This is a genomic window from Rothia mucilaginosa, from assembly GCF_001548235.1.
Taxonomy (GTDB): domain Bacteria; phylum Actinomycetota; class Actinomycetes; order Actinomycetales; family Micrococcaceae; genus Rothia; species Rothia mucilaginosa_B.
Genome location: NZ_AP014938.1, coordinates 616,051 through 633,531, shown reverse-complemented (window position 1 = coordinate 633,531; position 17,481 = coordinate 616,051). Strand labels below are relative to the sequence as shown.

General features: G+C 59.4%; 13 protein-coding genes. 9 read left to right on the top strand and 4 right to left on the bottom strand.

Annotated features, from left to right (window positions below):
• Window positions 1-48: 48 nt before the first annotated feature.
• The 6 genes from dnaK to RM6536_RS08980 all read left to right on the top strand — a co-directional run bounded on the left by dnaK (window position 49) and on the right by RM6536_RS08980 (window position 6,253).
• A complete protein-coding gene (gene dnaK, locus RM6536_RS02390) occupies window positions 49-1,881 on the top strand; it encodes a molecular chaperone DnaK (protein ID WP_060823889.1) in 1,833 nt (610 codons plus the stop codon).
• Window positions 1,882-1,883: 2 nt separating this feature from the next.
• Window positions 1,884-2,462 carry a nucleotide exchange factor GrpE gene (locus tag RM6536_RS02385; protein WP_060823888.1) on the top strand — a complete coding sequence of 193 codons (579 nt, stop codon included), beginning with the start codon at window positions 1,884-1,886 and terminating at the stop codon, window positions 2,460-2,462.
• 282 nt (window positions 2,463-2,744) lie between these two features.
• The gene (locus tag RM6536_RS02380) at window positions 2,745-3,737 is read left to right on the top strand and encodes a DnaJ domain-containing protein (RefSeq protein WP_060823887.1); all 993 of its coding nucleotides are present in this window, start codon (window positions 2,745-2,747) and stop codon (window positions 3,735-3,737) included.
• A gap of 3 nt (window positions 3,738-3,740) precedes the next feature.
• On the top strand, window positions 3,741-4,211 hold the full coding sequence (locus tag RM6536_RS02375) for a heat shock protein transcriptional repressor HspR (RefSeq protein WP_012904111.1): 471 nt from the start codon (window positions 3,741-3,743) through the stop codon (window positions 4,209-4,211).
• A gap of 336 nt (window positions 4,212-4,547) precedes the next feature.
• Window positions 4,548-5,267, top strand: coding sequence for a Pycsar system effector family protein (locus RM6536_RS02370; protein ID WP_145974232.1), 720 nt, complete (start codon window positions 4,548-4,550; stop codon window positions 5,265-5,267).
• A 2-nt stretch (window positions 5,268-5,269) separates the two neighbouring features.
• The gene (locus tag RM6536_RS08980; protein ID WP_145974231.1) at window positions 5,270-6,253 is read left to right on the top strand and encodes a hypothetical protein; all 984 of its coding nucleotides are present in this window, start codon (window positions 5,270-5,272) and stop codon (window positions 6,251-6,253) included.
• A gap of 141 nt (window positions 6,254-6,394) precedes the next feature.
• On the opposite strand, the gene trmB is transcribed toward RM6536_RS08980, so the two are convergent.
• Window positions 6,395-7,201 (bottom strand): tRNA (guanosine(46)-N7)-methyltransferase TrmB, encoded by an 807-nt coding sequence (trmB, locus tag RM6536_RS02360; protein ID WP_060823884.1) that lies wholly within the window; start codon window positions 7,199-7,201, stop codon window positions 6,395-6,397.
• 194 nt (window positions 7,202-7,395) lie between these two features.
• On the bottom strand, window positions 7,396-7,794 hold the full coding sequence (locus tag RM6536_RS02355) for a hypothetical protein (protein WP_060823883.1): 399 nt from the start codon (window positions 7,792-7,794) through the stop codon (window positions 7,396-7,398).
• A gap of 486 nt (window positions 7,795-8,280) precedes the next feature.
• Here RM6536_RS02355 and RM6536_RS02350 point away from each other — a divergent pair, with 486 nt between their 5' ends.
• Together RM6536_RS02350 and RM6536_RS02345 are read left to right on the top strand one after the other, a co-directional pair.
• Window positions 8,281-9,762 (top strand): amino acid permease, encoded by a 1,482-nt coding sequence (locus RM6536_RS02350; protein WP_060823882.1) that lies wholly within the window; start codon window positions 8,281-8,283, stop codon window positions 9,760-9,762.
• Window positions 9,763-10,199: 437 nt separating this feature from the next.
• Window positions 10,200-11,675 carry an amino acid permease gene (locus tag RM6536_RS02345; protein ID WP_060823881.1) on the top strand — a complete coding sequence of 492 codons (1,476 nt, stop codon included), beginning with the start codon at window positions 10,200-10,202 and terminating at the stop codon, window positions 11,673-11,675.
• Window positions 11,676-11,832: 157 nt separating this feature from the next.
• Here the strand turns inward: RM6536_RS02345 and RM6536_RS02340 are convergent, their stop codons facing one another.
• Window positions 11,833-13,401: a hypothetical protein gene (locus tag RM6536_RS02340; protein ID WP_060823880.1), complete on the bottom strand. Its 1,569-nt coding sequence runs from the start codon at window positions 13,399-13,401 to the stop codon at window positions 11,833-11,835.
• 412 nt (window positions 13,402-13,813) lie between these two features.
• Between RM6536_RS02340 and RM6536_RS02335 the strand changes: the two genes are divergently transcribed.
• Window positions 13,814-16,348, top strand: coding sequence for a helix-hairpin-helix domain-containing protein (locus RM6536_RS02335; RefSeq protein WP_171840169.1), 2,535 nt, complete (start codon window positions 13,814-13,816; stop codon window positions 16,346-16,348).
• A gap of 134 nt (window positions 16,349-16,482) precedes the next feature.
• Here the strand turns inward: RM6536_RS02335 and RM6536_RS02330 are convergent, their stop codons facing one another.
• Window positions 16,483-17,319, bottom strand: coding sequence for an aldo/keto reductase (locus RM6536_RS02330; RefSeq protein WP_060823879.1), 837 nt, complete (start codon window positions 17,317-17,319; stop codon window positions 16,483-16,485).
• Between the last annotated feature and the right edge of the window lie 162 nt (window positions 17,320-17,481).

Below are 17,481 nucleotides of genomic sequence, written 5' to 3'. Positions count from 1 at the left end.
TCGCATTAGAAGAAGCGGGGCACTAACACCTAAGGAGTGAATAAACATATGGCACGTGCAGTAGGTATTGACCTCGGTACCACCAACTCGGTCGTAGCAGCACTGGAAGGTGGCGACCCGGTCGTCATCGCTAACGCAGAGGGCACCCGCACCACCCCCTCCGTCGTCGCATTCTCCAAGGACGGCGAGGTTCTGGTCGGTAGCGTCGCAAAGCGTCAGGCAGTGACCAACGTCGACCGCACCATCTCCTCCGTCAAGCGCCACATGGGCACCGACTGGACCACCGAGATCGACGGCAAGAAGTACACCCCGCAGGAAATCTCCGCTCGTATCCTCATGAAGCTGAAGGGCGACGCAGAGGCATTCCTGAACGACACCGTCACCGACGCTGTCATCACCGTCCCGGCATACTTCAACGACGCTGAGCGTCAGGCAACCAAGGAAGCCGGCGAGATTGCAGGCCTGAACGTCCTGCGTATCGTCAACGAGCCCACCGCCGCAGCACTCGCATACGGCCTGGACAAGGGCAAGGAAGACGAGCTCATCCTGGTCTTCGACCTCGGTGGCGGTACCTTCGACGTCTCCCTGCTGGAAGTTGGCAAGGACGACGACGGCTTCTCCACCATCCAGGTTCGCGCAACCAGCGGTGACAACCGCCTCGGTGGCGACGACTGGGACCAGCGCGTCGTCGAGTGGCTGCTCGCACAGGTGAAGGCAAACACCGGCGCAGACCTGTCCAAGGACAAGATCGCGCTGCAGCGTCTGCAGGAAGCAGCTGAGCAGGCTAAGAAGGAACTGTCCAGCGCAACCAGCACCAACATCTCCCTGCAGTACCTGTCCGTCACCCCCGAGGGCCCCATCCACCTGGATGAGAAGCTGACCCGCGCAAAGTTCGAGGAACTGACCCGCGACCTGCTCGAGCGCACCAAGAAGCCCGTACTCGACGTAATCAAGGAAGCTGGCGTGTCCATCTCCGAGATTTCCGAGGTCGTTCTGGTCGGTGGCTCCACCCGTATGCCCGCCGTCGCTGAGCTCGTCAAGGAGCTCACCGGCCGCGAGCCCAACAAGGGCGTGAACCCCGACGAGGTCGTGGCAATGGGTGCAGCACTGCAGGCAGGCGTTCTGAAGGGCGACCGTAAGGACGTTCTGCTGATCGACGTCACCCCCCTCTCCCTCGGTATCGAGACCAAGGGCGGCGTGATGACCAAGCTGATTGAGCGCAACACTGCAATCCCGACCAAGCGTTCTGAGACCTTCACCACCGCAGAGGACAACCAGCCCTCCGTGACCATTCAGGTCTTCCAGGGTGAGCGTGAGTTCACTCGCGACAACAAGAACCTGGGTACCTTCGAGCTGACCGGCATCGCCCCCGCACCCCGTGGCGTGCCCCAGATTGAGGTCACCTTCGACATCGACGCAAACGGCATCGTCCACGTCTCCGCAAAGGACAAGGGCACCGGCGTTGAGCAGTCCATGACCATCACCGGCGGTACCTCCCTCTCCAAGGACGACATCGACCGCATGGTCAAGGACGCAGAGGCACACGCAGAGCAGGACAAGGCACGCCGCGAGGCTGCTGACACCCGCAACGAAGCCGAGTCCGTCGCATACACCACTGAGAAGCTCCTGAAGGAGAACGGCGACAAGCTGCCCGAGAACGTCAAGACCGAGGTCCAGGGCGATGTCGACGAGCTGAAGAAGGCACTCGAGGGCGACGACGACGCAGCAGTGAAGTCCGCATTCGAGAAGCTGCAGGCATCCCGATCCAAGCTGGGCGAGGCACTCTACGCAGCAGCACAGGCTGAGGCATCCGAGTCCAAGCCCGCCGCTGATGAGGACGTTGTCGACGCCGAGGTTATCGACGAAGACGAGAAGAAGTAATCATGGCTGAGCAGGAAAACGTCACCCCCGACCCGCTGGAGGAGGCATTCAACGCCCCCGCAGCGGAAGGCCACCCCGAAGCTGAATCGGTCGAAACCGCCGAAGACGCTGCGGAAGCCGTCGAGGCTGAGCTCCAGGACGCCGTAGAAGCAGAATCTGCGGATGCGGCACTTGCCGCAGAGCGCCTGGACTCCCTGCTTCGCCTGCAAGCCGAGTTCACTAACTTCAAGAACCGCACCGCCCGCGAAAAGGAGCAGTTGCGAGGCTTCGTAACCAGTGAACTGGTGACCGCGCTGTTGCCGGTGCTCGATGATATCGACGCCGCACGCAAGCACGGCGACCTGCAGGAAGGCCCCTTCGCCTCCATCGCTACCAAGCTCGAAGAGCTGCTCGGCAAGCAGGGCGTGGAGCGCTTCGGTGAAGTAGGCGACGCCTTCGACCCGAACATCCACGAAGCTGTCCTGCAACAGCCCACCGACGAGGTGGCTGAGGATCATGTCTCCATGGTTCTGCGTTACGGCTACCGCGTGAACGACCGCGTGGTTCGTACCGCTCAGGTGGCTGTGGCTGTCGCACCGTAAAGTGGTCGGCTAAGCATTGGCTGAATAACTAACGACGGGCGGGTGCTCTCCCTGGTGGGGAGTGCCCGCCCTGTTGTTTGCTTGCGATATGTGCGTGGTCTCGGCATGTAGCGGCGGTGGTTAAAAAGCCTTGTAGGGCGCTAAATTTTGGTCTACCCCCTTCCAAAATTGAGTCAAGTAGACTAAACTTTTATATAGAGCATTAAGACAAGAACGTGGTGCCCTGCTAGCCGTCCCGTAACCGAGGAGGGCGGCGCATCACCGCAGAAGGAGAAACACAACATGGCAAGTGAAAACTGGCTGACCGACGACTTTTATAAGGCACTGGGCGTTAGCGAAGACGCAAGCGAAAGCGACATCAAGAAGGCGTACCGCAAGCTCTCCCGCAAGTACCACCCGGACCTGAACCCTGACGACAAGCAGGCAGAGAAGAAGTTCAAGGAAATCTCGGAAGCATACGACGTGCTCTCCGATAAGAAGCAGCGCGAAGAGTACGACCAGATTCGCCGCTACGGTGCCGCAGGCATGGGCGGATTCGGAGGCGGCGGCTTCGGCGGTGGTAGCTACACCGGCTACCCCGGCGCGGACGCATTCGGCGGCTTCAGCAACGGCGGCGCAGGCATCAATATTGACGACCTGCTCGGCGGCCTCTTCGGTGGTAGCGCAGGCGGCTCCCGACGCTCCGCAGGCTTCACCAGCGCCGACTTCGGCGGCATGGGAGGCGGCGGCTTCGGCGGCGCACAGCACGCGGCACCCGAAGAAAGCACCACCAGCACCCGCATCAGCCTCGCCCAGGCATACACCGGTGCGACCGTGACCGTGTTCCTGCCGGACGGCTCCCACACCGAGGCACGCATCCCCGCAGGTATCAAGGACGGCCAGAAGGTGCGCCTGCGCGGCAAGGGCCTGCGCGGCGGCGACCTGAAGGTCACCGTGCGCGTCTCCGATGACTCCGTGTACTCGCGCGAGGGCAACAACCTGGTTATGCGCGCACCCGTCACCCTCGCCGAGGCTGTTGACGGCGCCGTCATTGAGGTGCCCCTGCCCGACGCATCCACCGTGAAGTTGCGCCTGGCACCCGGCCAGGTCGGCCGCCGACTGCGCGCTAAGGGCCGCGGCTTCAAGGCTAAGGGCGGCGACGGCGACCTGCTGGTCATCCCGGAGATTGTACTGCCCACCGAGCTGAGCGCAGAGGCACAGGAAGCATTCGATAAGTTCGTAAAACTGGCTCCGCAGGAGAACCCGCGTAAGGATCTGTTGAAGAAAGCGAAGTAAACCATGGCATCTCGAGAATCATCATCTAAGTCCCGTCGTAGCGAGCCGCTGCACAGCGTGGACCGCCCGGTTTTCGTGATTTCTGTGGCGGCTGAGCTGGCGGGCATGCACCCGCAGACCCTGCGCCAGTACGACCGTATCGGCCTGGTCCAGCCTTCGCGTGCGCCCGGTAAGGCGCGCCGCTATTCGCAGCGTGACGTGAACCGTCTGCAGCAGATTCAGCAGCTCTCGCAGGAGGGCGTCTCCCTGGAGGGTATTCGCCGCATTATTGAGCTGCAGTCCCTCGTGGAGGAGCAGCAGGAGCAGATTGCGGAGTTGCAGCGTCAGGTTGAGGACGCGAAGGTGAAGATGGGCATGTCGGAGCGCGTGTTCGCTGCCGGTACCAGCGGCGATGTGGTGCATATTGCCCGCGGTACCCGCCCGGCGCCTCGTCAGCGTTCTTCGGCGGTGGTGCTCTACCGCAAGTCGCGCTAACCGGCTACGGCGGATGATACGAAATCGCCGCGCTAAACCGGCTAAACCCGCTACACTGGGATAAACGGATCGGCTAGCTCGCTTCTAGTTCATTTGAGCTGGTCAGCCGCCCATATAGGCTTGTGCGTCTTTGTGTCATACGAGCGAGGGAGGGTAGACCCCCGCCCCGCATGCACTTGGACCCACACACAAGAAGGTGAGGCTCCCCGAATGACCGGGGAGCCTCACCTGCTTGGCTATATAGTTGGAGATAGCATAGTTGAACTAACAAGCTCGGGGTACTGAGATAAGGGAGGGGCTGGCAGAGTGAAAAATTTGTTCGTCTGGAACACCTTTATGCAGTGGAAGCCAGTAGCTATCAAAGAACAGAAAGTTACTGAGAATCGGGCAGGCTCTGACGATGCAACAACTGACAAAAATCAGGTACCGGCTGGAGTTCAAGCAACAGGTCAGATTGAGCGGGGCGTGAGTTATGAGGAGAGGTGGAAGATTATCCAGTACTTCTCTGATTGGATCAAGAATGCTGATGTGAGAATCCAGATGCTGTTGGCTGTCCAGGGCTTTATCGTAGCGGCTTATGGAGCACTTATCCCGGCCATCGAGAAAGCCGACAACTTTTGGAATTTGTGGACCATTCTATTTACAGTCCTCTTCATTGTTTTTGTACTTATCTCTTTCATAATAGGGTTTCTACAGTTCCCTAATACGACGTCCAGCAGTAGTAAAGAGAACAATATATTCTTTTATGGGTCATATGTGGAAGGCATTAAACCTGATGGATTGTCTAATTTCACAAGAGATCAAAAACTTGAAGATTTAGGTGAACAATTGGTTAAACTTGGACAGATAGCGAGTAAAAAATTTAAAAATGTCCAGCATTTACAAACTTCTGTATTTTTAAGTTCTTTCTCTCTTGCGTTGCTTCTTGTTGGGTTTACTCCAGATCCCTCTAAATTCTTCCGTGAAGAATGGATGTGCACTCTTGTAATTGTTGTGTGTATTATTTTGTGTTCGGTGATATTCTTGTGTAAGCTACCTGGAAAGAATGTGAAATAATTTTGAGTTGTGGTGAATTTTTAAATTTTAACTCTGTATTATCTCCTGAATTCAGAGGTAATTCTCAAGCTATATTGGTATGTGGTGTTGATATTAGTGAATCTACCGCGTTGAAAAATCAGCACCCACTATCTGGTGTCGGTGCAATATCAAGATTTATGGAAAGTTTCGATAAAGGCCTAAGGAAGCCTAGTCATCAGGTTGAATCTACAAGCGATGCAGGGTGGTTCTTGTGGAGGGTCAGGGGTGATGAGCTGGTATATCTTCGAACCATACCTATTGGAGTCGATGGCAAGCCTGAACCGGTAACTATTGGCGAAGTGTTGCAGCAATTTATTGCAACTCTTGAATCAGTTTCTCCCAGTCAGATTTCAGGTTTGTCATACACCCTAAAACTGCGTAGCTACGCTTTTCTTCTTCATTCGCAAGGGAACCCTTGGGATTATCGATGGAATCTCATACCTAAGGACTGGAATAACAATCTAAACGATAAGGAGGATTTAAAAAATCAGGTAGGAAGTTTGGGTATTGGAAGTTCCACTGACCTGAAATCCTTCAGTGATCGTAGAATTAATCTCCGAGAGATTCAAAAAGACTATTTTATAGATTTTATTGGAGTTGATGTTGATCTTGGATTTAGGGTTGCAGAACAATCTGAGGCACATCGAATGATTCTATCGCCCTATTTGGCTTACCTTGTAATGATGGGTCTTGAAAAAAATGAGATAAGTCCATTTAGTATATATTCTATGGGAGAACGTGAGCTAAAAGGGTGCTCCATTAAAGAAACTGGTCTTGTTGAGTACCCTCTGTACTATGTCCCTATAGGAAATTTCTCGATTCTTGAAGAACCCACGGGTGAACCCATACAGATTAATATTTCGAAAGAAATAGAGAAATTGGAAGATTTTGAAAAATTTAGAAATGATTCTTACCGGCTTATCTATAAGAAGGCATTGGAACGTATGCCGAATGAAGAGTCATAGGGTTTAGATATAGAAAAATTTGCATACATACAAGAAGGTGAGGCTCCCCGAACGACCGGGGAGCCTCACCTGCTTTAACGTATGCACTTTGCGCGGTGGCGAGAAAACACCTGGCGGTAACTCTCGCTAACGCTGCCCCGCTTACTTGCGGCGGTAAGTCAGATCGTGCGCGCGGCGGCCCGCCTCCTGCGCCTTACGCTCAAAGCTGGTGAGGGTACGACCCTCCCAACGCGGAGCCCAACCACCCTGCGGATCCTCCTCGGTCGCACCAGCGCCGGGGTGAACGTTCTCAAAGTCCGGGTGCGCCTCCAGAACCTCGCGCATGACCAGGGCGTACTCCTCCCAGTCAGTCGCCAGACGCCAAATACCGCCGGGCTTGAGCACACGCGCAACCTTATCAGCGAACGCCGGAGACACTAGGCGGCGCTTGTGGTGGCGGGACTTATGCCAAGGATCCGGGAAGAACACCCACAGCTCGTCCACGGAGTTCTCCTCAAGCATGTTGTCGAGCAGCTCGGGTGCGTTCGCCTGAGCCACACGCACGTTCTCCACGCCGGCGTTGCCCATCTTCAACAGCAGGTCCGCGATGCCGGGAGTGTACACCTCAACGGCGAGGAAGTTTGCCTCGGGTATCTCAGCCGCGCGGTGCACAATCGCCTCGCCCAGACCGGAACCGATCTCGACGACCTGGTACGCCTCACGGCCGTAAATCTCGACCGGGTCAAAGGTCGCCTCAGGTGCGACGGAGGTGTCGGTGCGCAGACGGGGAATATCCAGCACGTGGGTGGGGGAGTAGGTGTCCCACGCCTTCTGGCGGCGCGCGGTGAGGCGGTCGCCGCGGCGGACGAAGGAGTAGGGCTGGCGGAAGAATTCCTCGGGAACCGGCTTCTTGGCCTTTTCTTCGGTGGATTCGGGTGCCTGGCTAGGCTGCGTGTTCTCAGTAGACATACCTAAAAGAATAGCGCAGGGCCGCTACACCGTGTGGTTAGCGGGCGTGCGGGGCTGGCGTGAGGCTGAACTAGCCGGGCGCACGCCGGTCTGAGGGGCATAGAAATTTTGCGGGCATACAAAAGTGCGGCGGGAACGAATACCGTTCCCGCCGCACTTTCGTGAGGTCGTCTGTGCAATTTAGCCTGCGGAGCTTACTTCTTGGAGCCCAGCAGTGCCAGACCCGCACCGAGCAGCACGATGTTGTTTGCGAGCTGCTGACCGTCCTGAGTGGGGCGGAAGAACTTGTCGTGCATGTCCGGGTTGCGGAAGTACATGGTCATCAGGTTTGCCGCGAATGCGGTCAGACCTGCGCCCGCCAGGCGTGCGGGGATGAAGGGGGTCAGCAGGGTTGCACCGAGTGCGGTTTCTGCGCCGGAGATGAGCTTACCGAAGGTTGCTGCGTCCAGCTTGGAGACTGCGGGAACGCCGGTTGCCGCCATCTGCTGCAGGAAGGCGTAGGTGCCTTCGTCTGCCTTGAGCTTCTTGACGCCTGCGTCGAGGATGAGTGCGCCGGCGGTGAGTCGCAGTGCTGCGTTGGAGAACTTGCCCATTGTTGTGTCCTTCTGATCTGTAGTTGGTTGGTTAGGTTTTCGTTGAACGGTTTCTACTCTAGACTCGGTTTCTCGCCTTGTAAAGTTTTACACGTAAAGTTTCTGAATATTTTTTGAAAACCCGGGAGAAGCCTGCAGAGAAGGGGTGCTATCTAAGGGTGATGCGGGGCGTGTTTCGGGTGGAGGCTGAGAGATGCCACAGGTTCGTCCCGTCTCAAAAATCTGGCGATGTTGCATTCCTTGTACTTGTGTGGGTATGAGGGGGTAAAATTTGAAATTATGCATTCTCTGCATAATTCACTATTGGTGATGCAGGAACCCGGAAGCCCCGCAAAATCGGAGTCCACAAGCTCAAGCGCACCGCGCAGGCTGAGGAAACTCGAGGCTCCCCTCCTTCTTGCCATCACGAAATATGCACGAATACCAACCACCCGGACTCGCCCCCGAGTGAAATTTAGGGCGAATCGACGCAGGAAAGAGAAATACGTGACACAGCAGCCAACGCCGCACAACTCCGTCACCGGCCTAGACTCCGAAGCAGAGCACTCCAAGCTCCAGCGCGGACTCAGCTACCGACACATCCAGCTCATTGCAATTGGCGGCGCCATCGGTACCGGCCTTTTCCTCGGCTCAGCAAAGACCATCGCCCTGACCGGCCCCTCCATCGTCTTCGTCTACGCCATTATCGGTAGCATTATCTACTTTGTGCTACGCGCCATGGGTGAGATTCTGCTTTCGAACCCCAAGTACAAGTCCTTCACCGACTTCATCACCGACATCCTTGGCCTGCGCGCCGGCTTCTTCGTTGGCTGGTCGTACTGGTTCTTCTGGGTGGTCACCGGTATTGCGGATGTCATCGCAATCACCGGTTACGTGCAGTACTGGCTACCCGACATGCCCAAGTTCATTCCTGCGCTTGTCGTCATCATTGCGCTACTGCTGCTGAACCTGCCCTCGGTGAAGAACTTCGGCGAAATCGAGTTCTGGTTCGCCGTCATTAAGATCGTCGCCATTGTGCTGCTCATCGTGGTGGGTGCGCTCATGGTCGCCTTCAGCTTCACCAGCCCTGACGGCACCACCGCATCCCTGCGGCACCTGTGGGATCACCCCGGCCCCTCCGGTAGTGGTATCTTCACTCAGGGTGTGACCGGCTTCCTGGGTTCCTTCCAGATTGCTCTCTTCGCATTCGTGGGCGCCGAGCTCGTCGGTACTGCCGTGGCTGAAACTAAGCACCCCGAACGCACCCTGCCCAAGGCTATTAACGCGGTGCCCTTCCGCATTTGCCTCTTCTACGCCCTGCCCCTGCTGACCATCCTTGCCGTCACCCCCTGGGACAAGCTGGATAAGTCCATGAGCCCCTTCGTGGGCATGTTCTCTCTGGCGGGTATTGGTATTGCTGCGTCGCTGGTGAACTTCGTGGTGCTGACCTCCGCGGCGTCCTCGGCGAACTCCGGTATTTTCTCGACCTCCCGCATGGTCTACGGTCTGGCGCACGAGGGGGCGGCACCTTCTGCCCTCGGTAAGCTCACCAAGAACGGTGTGCCCGCGAACGCCCTGTACCTGACCACTGTGTTGCTGCTGTTCAGCCTGGTCATGCTGTACGCGGGTAATGGCATCATGGAGGCGTTCACCGTGGTGACCTCTGTGGCGTCGATGATGGGTATCTTCACCTGGAGCATGATCCTGATTGCGTACCTGGTGTACCGCAAGAAGTTCCCGGAGCGCCACGAAGCATCCGAGTACAAGATGCCCTGGGGTATTGGCATGAGCTGGTTCGGCCTGGTCTTCTTTGCTGTGATGGTTTACGCCCTGAGCCTGTACCCGGATACCGCGGTCGGTCTGGCGCTGACCCCCGTCTGGTTCATTGCCCTGGCTATTGGCTATGAGATTCTGACTCGCCATCATGCGGCGAAGCGTGCTCGCGCACTAGCTGCCGAGAAGCCTGCTGAAGAGGCTGCTCAGAAGTAATTCTGTTCTTTCTGCGGCGCTGTTGGTGTAGCGTTTGAGCCCCGTTTCTGCGTTCTTTGGGATGCGGAGGCGGGGCTTTCTTGCGTCCCTTGGTCGGGTGCTAGGCGGCATTTTTGCACCGCTTGATGTGATTTCAATAATAGAGATAAGTCACTTTTTTCGTGTCAAAACCTGTTTTTGCACCCTGAACACCTGTAGAATAACTATCCAAGTAGCTGTGAGAGCTCCCAGAAAAACTTCGCGTTAGTCGATAGTGTGACACTTCCGAGTACCGCGCGGTAGCTGGCATGGAGCCCCAGCCGCGCCCCGAAATCCGGGGACACCCCGCAAAGCATGGCCGCATAAACATACAGTGACTGTGCCTGCTGTGTTTAGTAATTCTTATTCCAGCAGCGACACAAGCGGTACGGGGTACCAACCGCAGAAAAGAGGACGCTGTGACTGAGCAGAACAACGTCACCCTGAATCCTAAAGCTCCCGAGCAGGGAGAGCGACTGCACCGCGGTCTGAGCAACCGACATATCCAGCTCATCGCAATCGGTGGCGCCATCGGTACCGGTCTGTTCATGGGCTCCGGCCGCGCTATCTCCCTGGCGGGCCCCTCCGTGATTTTCGTGTACATGCTCATTGGCGCCGTCATCTTCCTGGTGCTGCGAGCTATGGGCGAGATCCTCCTCTCCAACCTGAGGTACAAGTCCTTCTCCGACTTCACCACCGACCTCGTCGGCCCCATGGGCGGATTCTTCCTCGGCTGGTCCTACTGGTTCATGTGGGTGGTCACCGCCGTCGCGGACATCATCGCAATTGTTGGCTACCTGCGTCTGTGGTGGCCCGACCTGCAGGCATGGATTCCGGCGCTCGCCGTCATCGGCGTTCTGCTGACCCTGAACCTGGTGTCCGTGAAGAACTTCGGCGAAATCGAATTCTGGTTCTCCATGATCAAGATTGTCGCCATCGTTGCCCTGATTATTGTTGGTGGCGCCATGGTCGCTATCGGCTTCACCTCACCCAGCGGCGCGCAGGCGTCCGTCGCAAACCTCTGGAACGACGGTGGCATGTTCCCGAACCACTTCATCGGCTTCCTCGGCGCGTTCCAGATTGCCGTCTTCGCGTTCATGGGCTCAGAGCTCGTCGGTACCACCGCCGCAGAAACCCAGGACCCCGAAAAGACCCTGCCCAAGGCAATTAACGCCGTGCCGGTACGTATTATGGTCTTCTACGTGGGCGCGCTCGCCGTCATCCTGATGGTTACCCCCTGGCGCCTCGTCAGCCCCGATAAGAGCCCCTTCGTCGCCATGTTCACTCTGGCGGGCCTGGGTATCGCCGCGCACATCATCAACTTCGTGGTGATTACCAGCGCAACCTCCTCGGCAAACTCCGGTATCTTCTCCACCTCGCGTATGGCATTCGGTCTGGCGCGCGAGCGCAGCGCACCGCAGTTCCTGGGCAAGATTTCTAAGAACGGTGTGCCGCGTAACGCGCTGTTCCTCTCCGCCGTGATGCTGCTGTCCTCGATTGTGCTGCTCTACGCGGGTGACTCAATCTCTAGCGCGTTCAACCTGGTCACCACCGTGGCTGCGGTACTCGTGATTTTCGCGTGGGCAATGATCATGGTCAGCTACCTGATGTACCGCAAGAAGTTCCCCTCGCGCCACAAGAAGTCGAAGTTCCGTCTGCCCGGCGGCCGTTTCTCCGCGTGGCTGTCCCTGGCGTTCTTCGCCTTCACCATCGGTGTGCTGGCCATGGATGAAGAAACCCTCAGGGGTCTGCTCGCGATGCCCGTCTGGTTCGCGATTCTGGGTATTGGTTGGTTCTTCAAGCGCCGTGCGGATGCACGCCGCCACGAAGCAATCTCGACCCGCACCGCGCAGATTGCGATTGTGGAGGCGTCCGAGATTTTCTCGGCACGCTAAGCAATTACGCTACGCCGCGCCGGCTATCGGTACCGGCTACCAGTGCATGCGTAAAGCCCGCGTCACCTACTCCTCTTGGGGAGTGGGGACGCGGGCTTTCGCTGTCTCCAGGGATGAGAATTTGAGAGGCTCGCGGGAGTGCGCTTAGACGGGGGGCTTAGACGAACGCCATCTCAGTCTCTTCGGCAAGCGGGTCGTCGTCGTCATCGGTGCGGTAGAAATCCCAGCGTTCACAACCGCAACCCGAACGCATCGCCTCAATGACGGCGGCAGCTGCCTCCATCGGATCGAGCGCGTGCAGGTTCCACAGCGCATGCACCGGCACCGGGTGCCTCCAGCCGTGCTCCTGCAGGAACTCCGGGTCGAAGGCGGGTAGCGCCTCGACGGTGGGTTCAAGCTCGCAGAGGAAGCCGGTGGGGGAGCGGAAGACCGTCACCACGGGGGTCGGGTCGGCGTCTTCCAGGCAGGCGCCGTCGAAGAAGTAGTAGGTGCTCAGACGGCGGTTCCAGGCAAGCTGCGCGAGGCGTTCGCCGAAGACTTCCACCGTCTGCTCCCACCGAGTGCGGTGGTATGCCGCCAGGTCGGTGTGGGCGGTCTGCACCACGCCGATGCCCTGCTCGGTGAGTTCGCGGGCGCTTAGACGTGCGGGCTCTGCCGGCTCTGCCGGTTCCGCGGGAGCGCCCGCAGGGGAGCCGTCCGGGGTATCCAGCTCTGTTAGTTCTGCTTCGGTGAGCTCAGTGTTAGTCAGCTCAGCGTCGAGGAGCTCAAGCTCCTCCGCCTCATTCGCTTCCACGGCAGCTGCGTTGGTTTCGTTCTTCGTCCACAGGCGTAGCTCGCGGGCAATCTGCGCGCGCCCGCGATGCAGGGTCGCCTGCCAGGAACCGAACTTGGCGCGCACCGCACCCAGGGGCGGCACCTCACCAATCAGAGTCTGAATAGTCGACCAGTAGCCGTACACGAGAGCCGTCGGTTCGCGGTCGTAGCGGGCACAATAGCTCAAAAAGAGGCTCAGGGTCTTCGAGGCAAAATCCTCGGGTACCGCGGCGGCGTCAATGTACCACTCGTTCTCGAGCGCCTCCGCCGGGTAGATGCCGGTGCGGAGCATGCCCAGACCCCAGTTGCCGTCACCGAGGTAATCGTTCGCGGTCTGAACCGGTGCCGGCCACGCCGATTCGCCCTCCATGCTGGAGGCAAGCAGGGTGTAGAGGCTACCGCCCTTGGTGCCGATTTCTGCTACGCCGCGCAGCCGGATGTCCTCGAGGGTCTGCGCGTACACCTCTTCCTCCAGCTGGGAGTAAGGGTGCGCGGCAAGGTACTTGAGCGTTGCGCCGATCTTCGCCAGGATGTGGGAAATATCCTCGCTGTCGAAGTGGCGCGCCTCCAGCGCAGGCGGCAGGTCGTGGATAATGTCGCAATCAAGAATCAGCGCCGCGTACTCGGGCTCCGGGGGCAGATCGTAGGCTTCCGCGAAAATGTACCAGAGGCCGCAGGCGAGCATCGTGTAGCTCGGGGCGTCTGCTGTGACCGGGCCAAACTGCCAGATGCCGGAGTTCAGCGCATAGTTCAGGTGCTTCTTGTTGATGTGCGGGTACAGAAAGTTGAGGCGGCGGAGAACCTGGCTAGGGGTGAACCCCAGCGCGGCGAGTTCGGCGATGAGTTCCGCGTACTCGTCGTGAAAATCTAAGTAGCCCTCCGGGGCGTTTGATAGCGCGGCTTGTTCGCGCATGGGTCCCTCTTTCATCTGCGGGATGTGGCGGCACCATGTCGTACCGTGCCGCCGAAACCCTGAACGTGTGCACGCAGATAAGGGTGTTTGCGTGGTGTGAGGCCACCCCTTATCTGCATAAATAAGCGATATTTTTTCAAAAAATATGCTCTTTTATCTAAATTTATCGCTGAAACTAAGCACTATTCAAATACGTGAACCCCTAACACGGTTTCTTACGGAAAGATGACAATATTTAGCGCACCCACAGGGCAAAATGTGCGTAAAGACTCGTAATCTGCACTAGAAGATGCGATAGAAAAATACGCTGACCCGCACCCGCACAGGCGAGCAAAATACGCCCCGCGCTGACTCTTTTCTCAGCATTACCGGCCAACCCATGAGCCGCGGCGAAATATGCGAAACTGGAAGGATGAGCGAACACCCCCTCCCGAGTAGCATCCGCCCGCGCGCGGATCGAGCTGCAGACCCTGCGCCCAGTAGCGCCGCCGGCAACGAACCCAGCAGTCCCGCACACCGCGAAAAACACGAAACCGGCGGCAAGACTGAGCAACCCGCCGAGCACCTCATCAACGCGCTCGCCGTAGAAACCGGCATCGCGCCGCACCGCATCCGCGCAGCCGTGGCACTGCTCGACGCCGACAACTCCGTACCCTTCATCGCCCGCTACCGCAAAGAAGCAACGGGCGCGCTCACCGACACCCAGCTACGCACCATCCAGTCGCGCCTGGGTCAGCTCCGCGCCCTCGAAGAGCGCCGCAATCGCGTGCTCGAAGCGCTCACCGAACGCGCCGACGAAGGCCTCATCGACCCGCTCACCCTGCTGCAACTGCGTTCCTCGCTCATGAACGCCGCCACTATCGCAGACGTGAACGCCATCTACGCCCCGTACCGCAGCGAGCGCGTGACCCGCGCCCAGATGGCGCGTGCCGCCGGGCTTGATTCCCTCGTTGAAGACCTGCTGGAGGTGCCCCTCGCCGAGGCGCACGCCATCGCCGCCGCGTACATTACCGACGGCACCGAAGACGACGAGGACGAGAGCGTTGAGGTTGCAGAGGCGGATGAAGCCCTGCAGATTCACAGCGCCGAAGAGGCCCTCGACGGTGCCCGCGCAATCCTGATTGACCGTGCCCTCACCGACCCGGTGCTGAGCGAAAAGCTCCTCAAGCGCCTGCGTGAGAGTGGCGTGATTGAGTCCCGCGTGATTGCCGGTCAGGAAAGCACCGGCGCGAAGTTCTCCGACTATTTCGCCTTCTCGGACCGTATTCGTTCCATTCCGCCGCACCGCGTGCTGGCGCTGCACCGCGCCAAGGACGCCGGCGTGGTGCGCCTCAAGGTGGATGTGGCACCCGCCCCCGTGGCGCTCAGCCGCCTGCGTGGTGCCGCCCGTGCCGAAGCTGAGGCCGCCGCCGAAAATTACGAGAACGTCCGTTCTGCATACGAGCGTGAAGTCGCCGCCGCGCTACGCATCCCCGTGCAGGTGCTCAACACCGTCGATGACGAAGACCGCGTACTCGGCTGGCTCGCCGCCACCGTCCGCACCGCATGGCGCAGCCACCTGCGCCCGCGCCTCGCCGAACGCATCCGCCACCAGCTACTCGATGCCGCCGCGCAGCACGCCACCGAGGTGTTCGCCTCCAACCTGCGCGACATTCTGCTCGCCGCACCCGCCGGTCACAAAACCACCCTCGGCCTGGATCCGGGCCTGCGCCACGGCGTGAAATACGCCGTAGTTGACGGCACCGGTGAGCCGCTGCGCGTGGGCACCGTCTACCCGCACGCCCCGCGCAACCAGTGGGCAGAAGCACTGCGCGAGCTCGCCGCCGCCTGCCGCGAGCACGGCGTGGAACTCATCGCCATCGGCAACGGCACCGCAAGCCGCGAAACCGACAAGCTCGCCAGCGAACTGATTCGCACCCTGCGTGAGGACGGCGTAGAAGCACCTCAGAAGGTGACCGTCTCTGAGGCGGGCGCCTCCGTCTACTCCGCCTCCGCCCTCGCCGCCGCCGAGCTGCCCGACTACGACGTGACCGTACGCGGCGCCGTCTCCATCGCCCGCCGCCTGCAGGACCCGCTCGCCGAGCTCGTCAAAATCGACCCGCAGTCCATCGGTGTGGGCCAGTACCAGCACGACGTGCCGCCCGCCGCCCTGCGCCGCGCCCTCAATGACACCGTCGAAGACTGCGTGAACGCCGTGGGCGTGAACCTCAACAGCGCCTCCGTGCAGCTGCTCGCGCACGTGGCGGGTGTGGGTACCGTAACCGCCGAACGCATCGTCGCCTACCGCACCGAACACGGTCTCTTCACGAACCGTCAGCAGCTGCTGAACGTGCCGCGACTGGGTGCGAAAACCTTCCGCCAGGCGGCAGGATTCATTCGCATTCGCGGCGGTGAGGAGCCGCTGGATGCCTCCGCGGTGCACCCGGAAGCCTACCCGCTCGCGCGCCGCATTATTGCCGACGCGCAGGCACGCAACGGTGCCCACTGGGTTGCCGGCGCCCTGGGTACCTCGGATGGTAGCGACCCGCTCGCCGGGCTGAACCCCGCCGACTATGTGCAGGACAGCCACGAACAGGGCAGTACGGAAGAAGGCACCGCCGGCGTGTACACGGTCGAGGACATCTTCGCCGAGCTGCGCCGCCCCGGCCTGGACCCGCGCGGTAGCTTCCGCACCGCCCGATTCTCCGAGTCCGTCTCGCACTTCGAGGATGTGCGCCCCGGTATGGTGCTCGAGGGTACCGTCTCGAACGTGGCGGCATTCGGCGCGTTCGTGGATATTGGTGTGCATCAGGACGGCCTCGTGCACATCTCGCAGATGAGCCGCGGCTACGTGGCGAACCCGCACGATATTGTGCGCAGCGGCGACATCGTGCAGGTGCGCGTGGTGGAGGTCGACCCGGCACGCCGCCGCATCTCCCTCTCCCTGCTGGTAGAGGACGAGAACTAGCGTTCGCTAAAAACTCAGACCTGAGAACGTCAACCCTGAGAACGCAATAAAGCCCCGACAAGCACTAACTGTGCCTGTCGGGGCTTTACTCTGCCTAGCTTCAAGTCCCCAGACGCGGGACTCGACACACCAGCTTAGAAGTCGATGTTCGCCGGGTCAGCGCCAATACGACCCTCGGGGCTGGAAAGCGCATCCACAGCCGCGATGTCCTCGGCGGTCAGCTTCACGTTCACCGACGCCAGGTTCTCCTTAATGCGGGAGGGGGTCGCGGACTTCGGGATAGCCACGGTGCCCTTAGCCAGGTGCCATGCCAGCACGACCTGCGCGGGGGTTGCGCCGTGGCGCTCCGCAATCTCAGCCAGCACGGGGTTCTGCAGCAGATCGCTACCGTTGCCCAGCGGGCTCCATGCCTGAGTCGCGATGCCGTACTCGGCGTGAACGGCGCGCAGCGCCTCCTGCGAGAAGTAGGGGTGTAGCTCAACCTGGTGGATGACCGGAACCACGCCGGTCTCCTCGATAATCTCGCGCAGCTGCTCCTCGGGGAAGTTCGAAACACCAATCGAACGGACCTTACCCTGCTTCTGCAGCTCAATCAGCGCACGCCAAGAATCCAGGTACAGGCCCTGCTGCGGCTTAGCCCAGTGAATCAGGTACAGGTCAACGTAGTCGGTACCCAGCTTCTCCAGGGAAGCCTCGAATGCCTCGAAAGCGCTCTCGTAACCCTGGTCAGAGTTCCACAGCTTGGTGGTGAGGAAGATGTCTTCGCGAGGCACGTCAGAGTTAGCGATAGCGCGGCCCACGCCCGCCTCGTTGCCGTAGCTAGCGGCGGTGTCGATGTGGCGGTAGCCGATCTCCAGGGCGGTGCTCACAATCTTCTCGGCGACCTCGTCCTCAATCTGCCATACGCCGTAGCCCAGCTGCGGAATGGTTCGGCCGTCGTGGAACTTTACGTTAGGTACGTTGTAGCTCATGATGCTCCTTTGGAATCTATGGGGAGGCGGCGCCTCCGTAAGTAGTCCTTCAAGGCTACGCCTCAGAGCCCCCGCTGAGAAGAGCCGCAGCGGAATCGGGTGTGAATCTAGCCCGAGGCGTAACCACGTGACGAAAGATGACGGGTGCCAGACATATCAGCA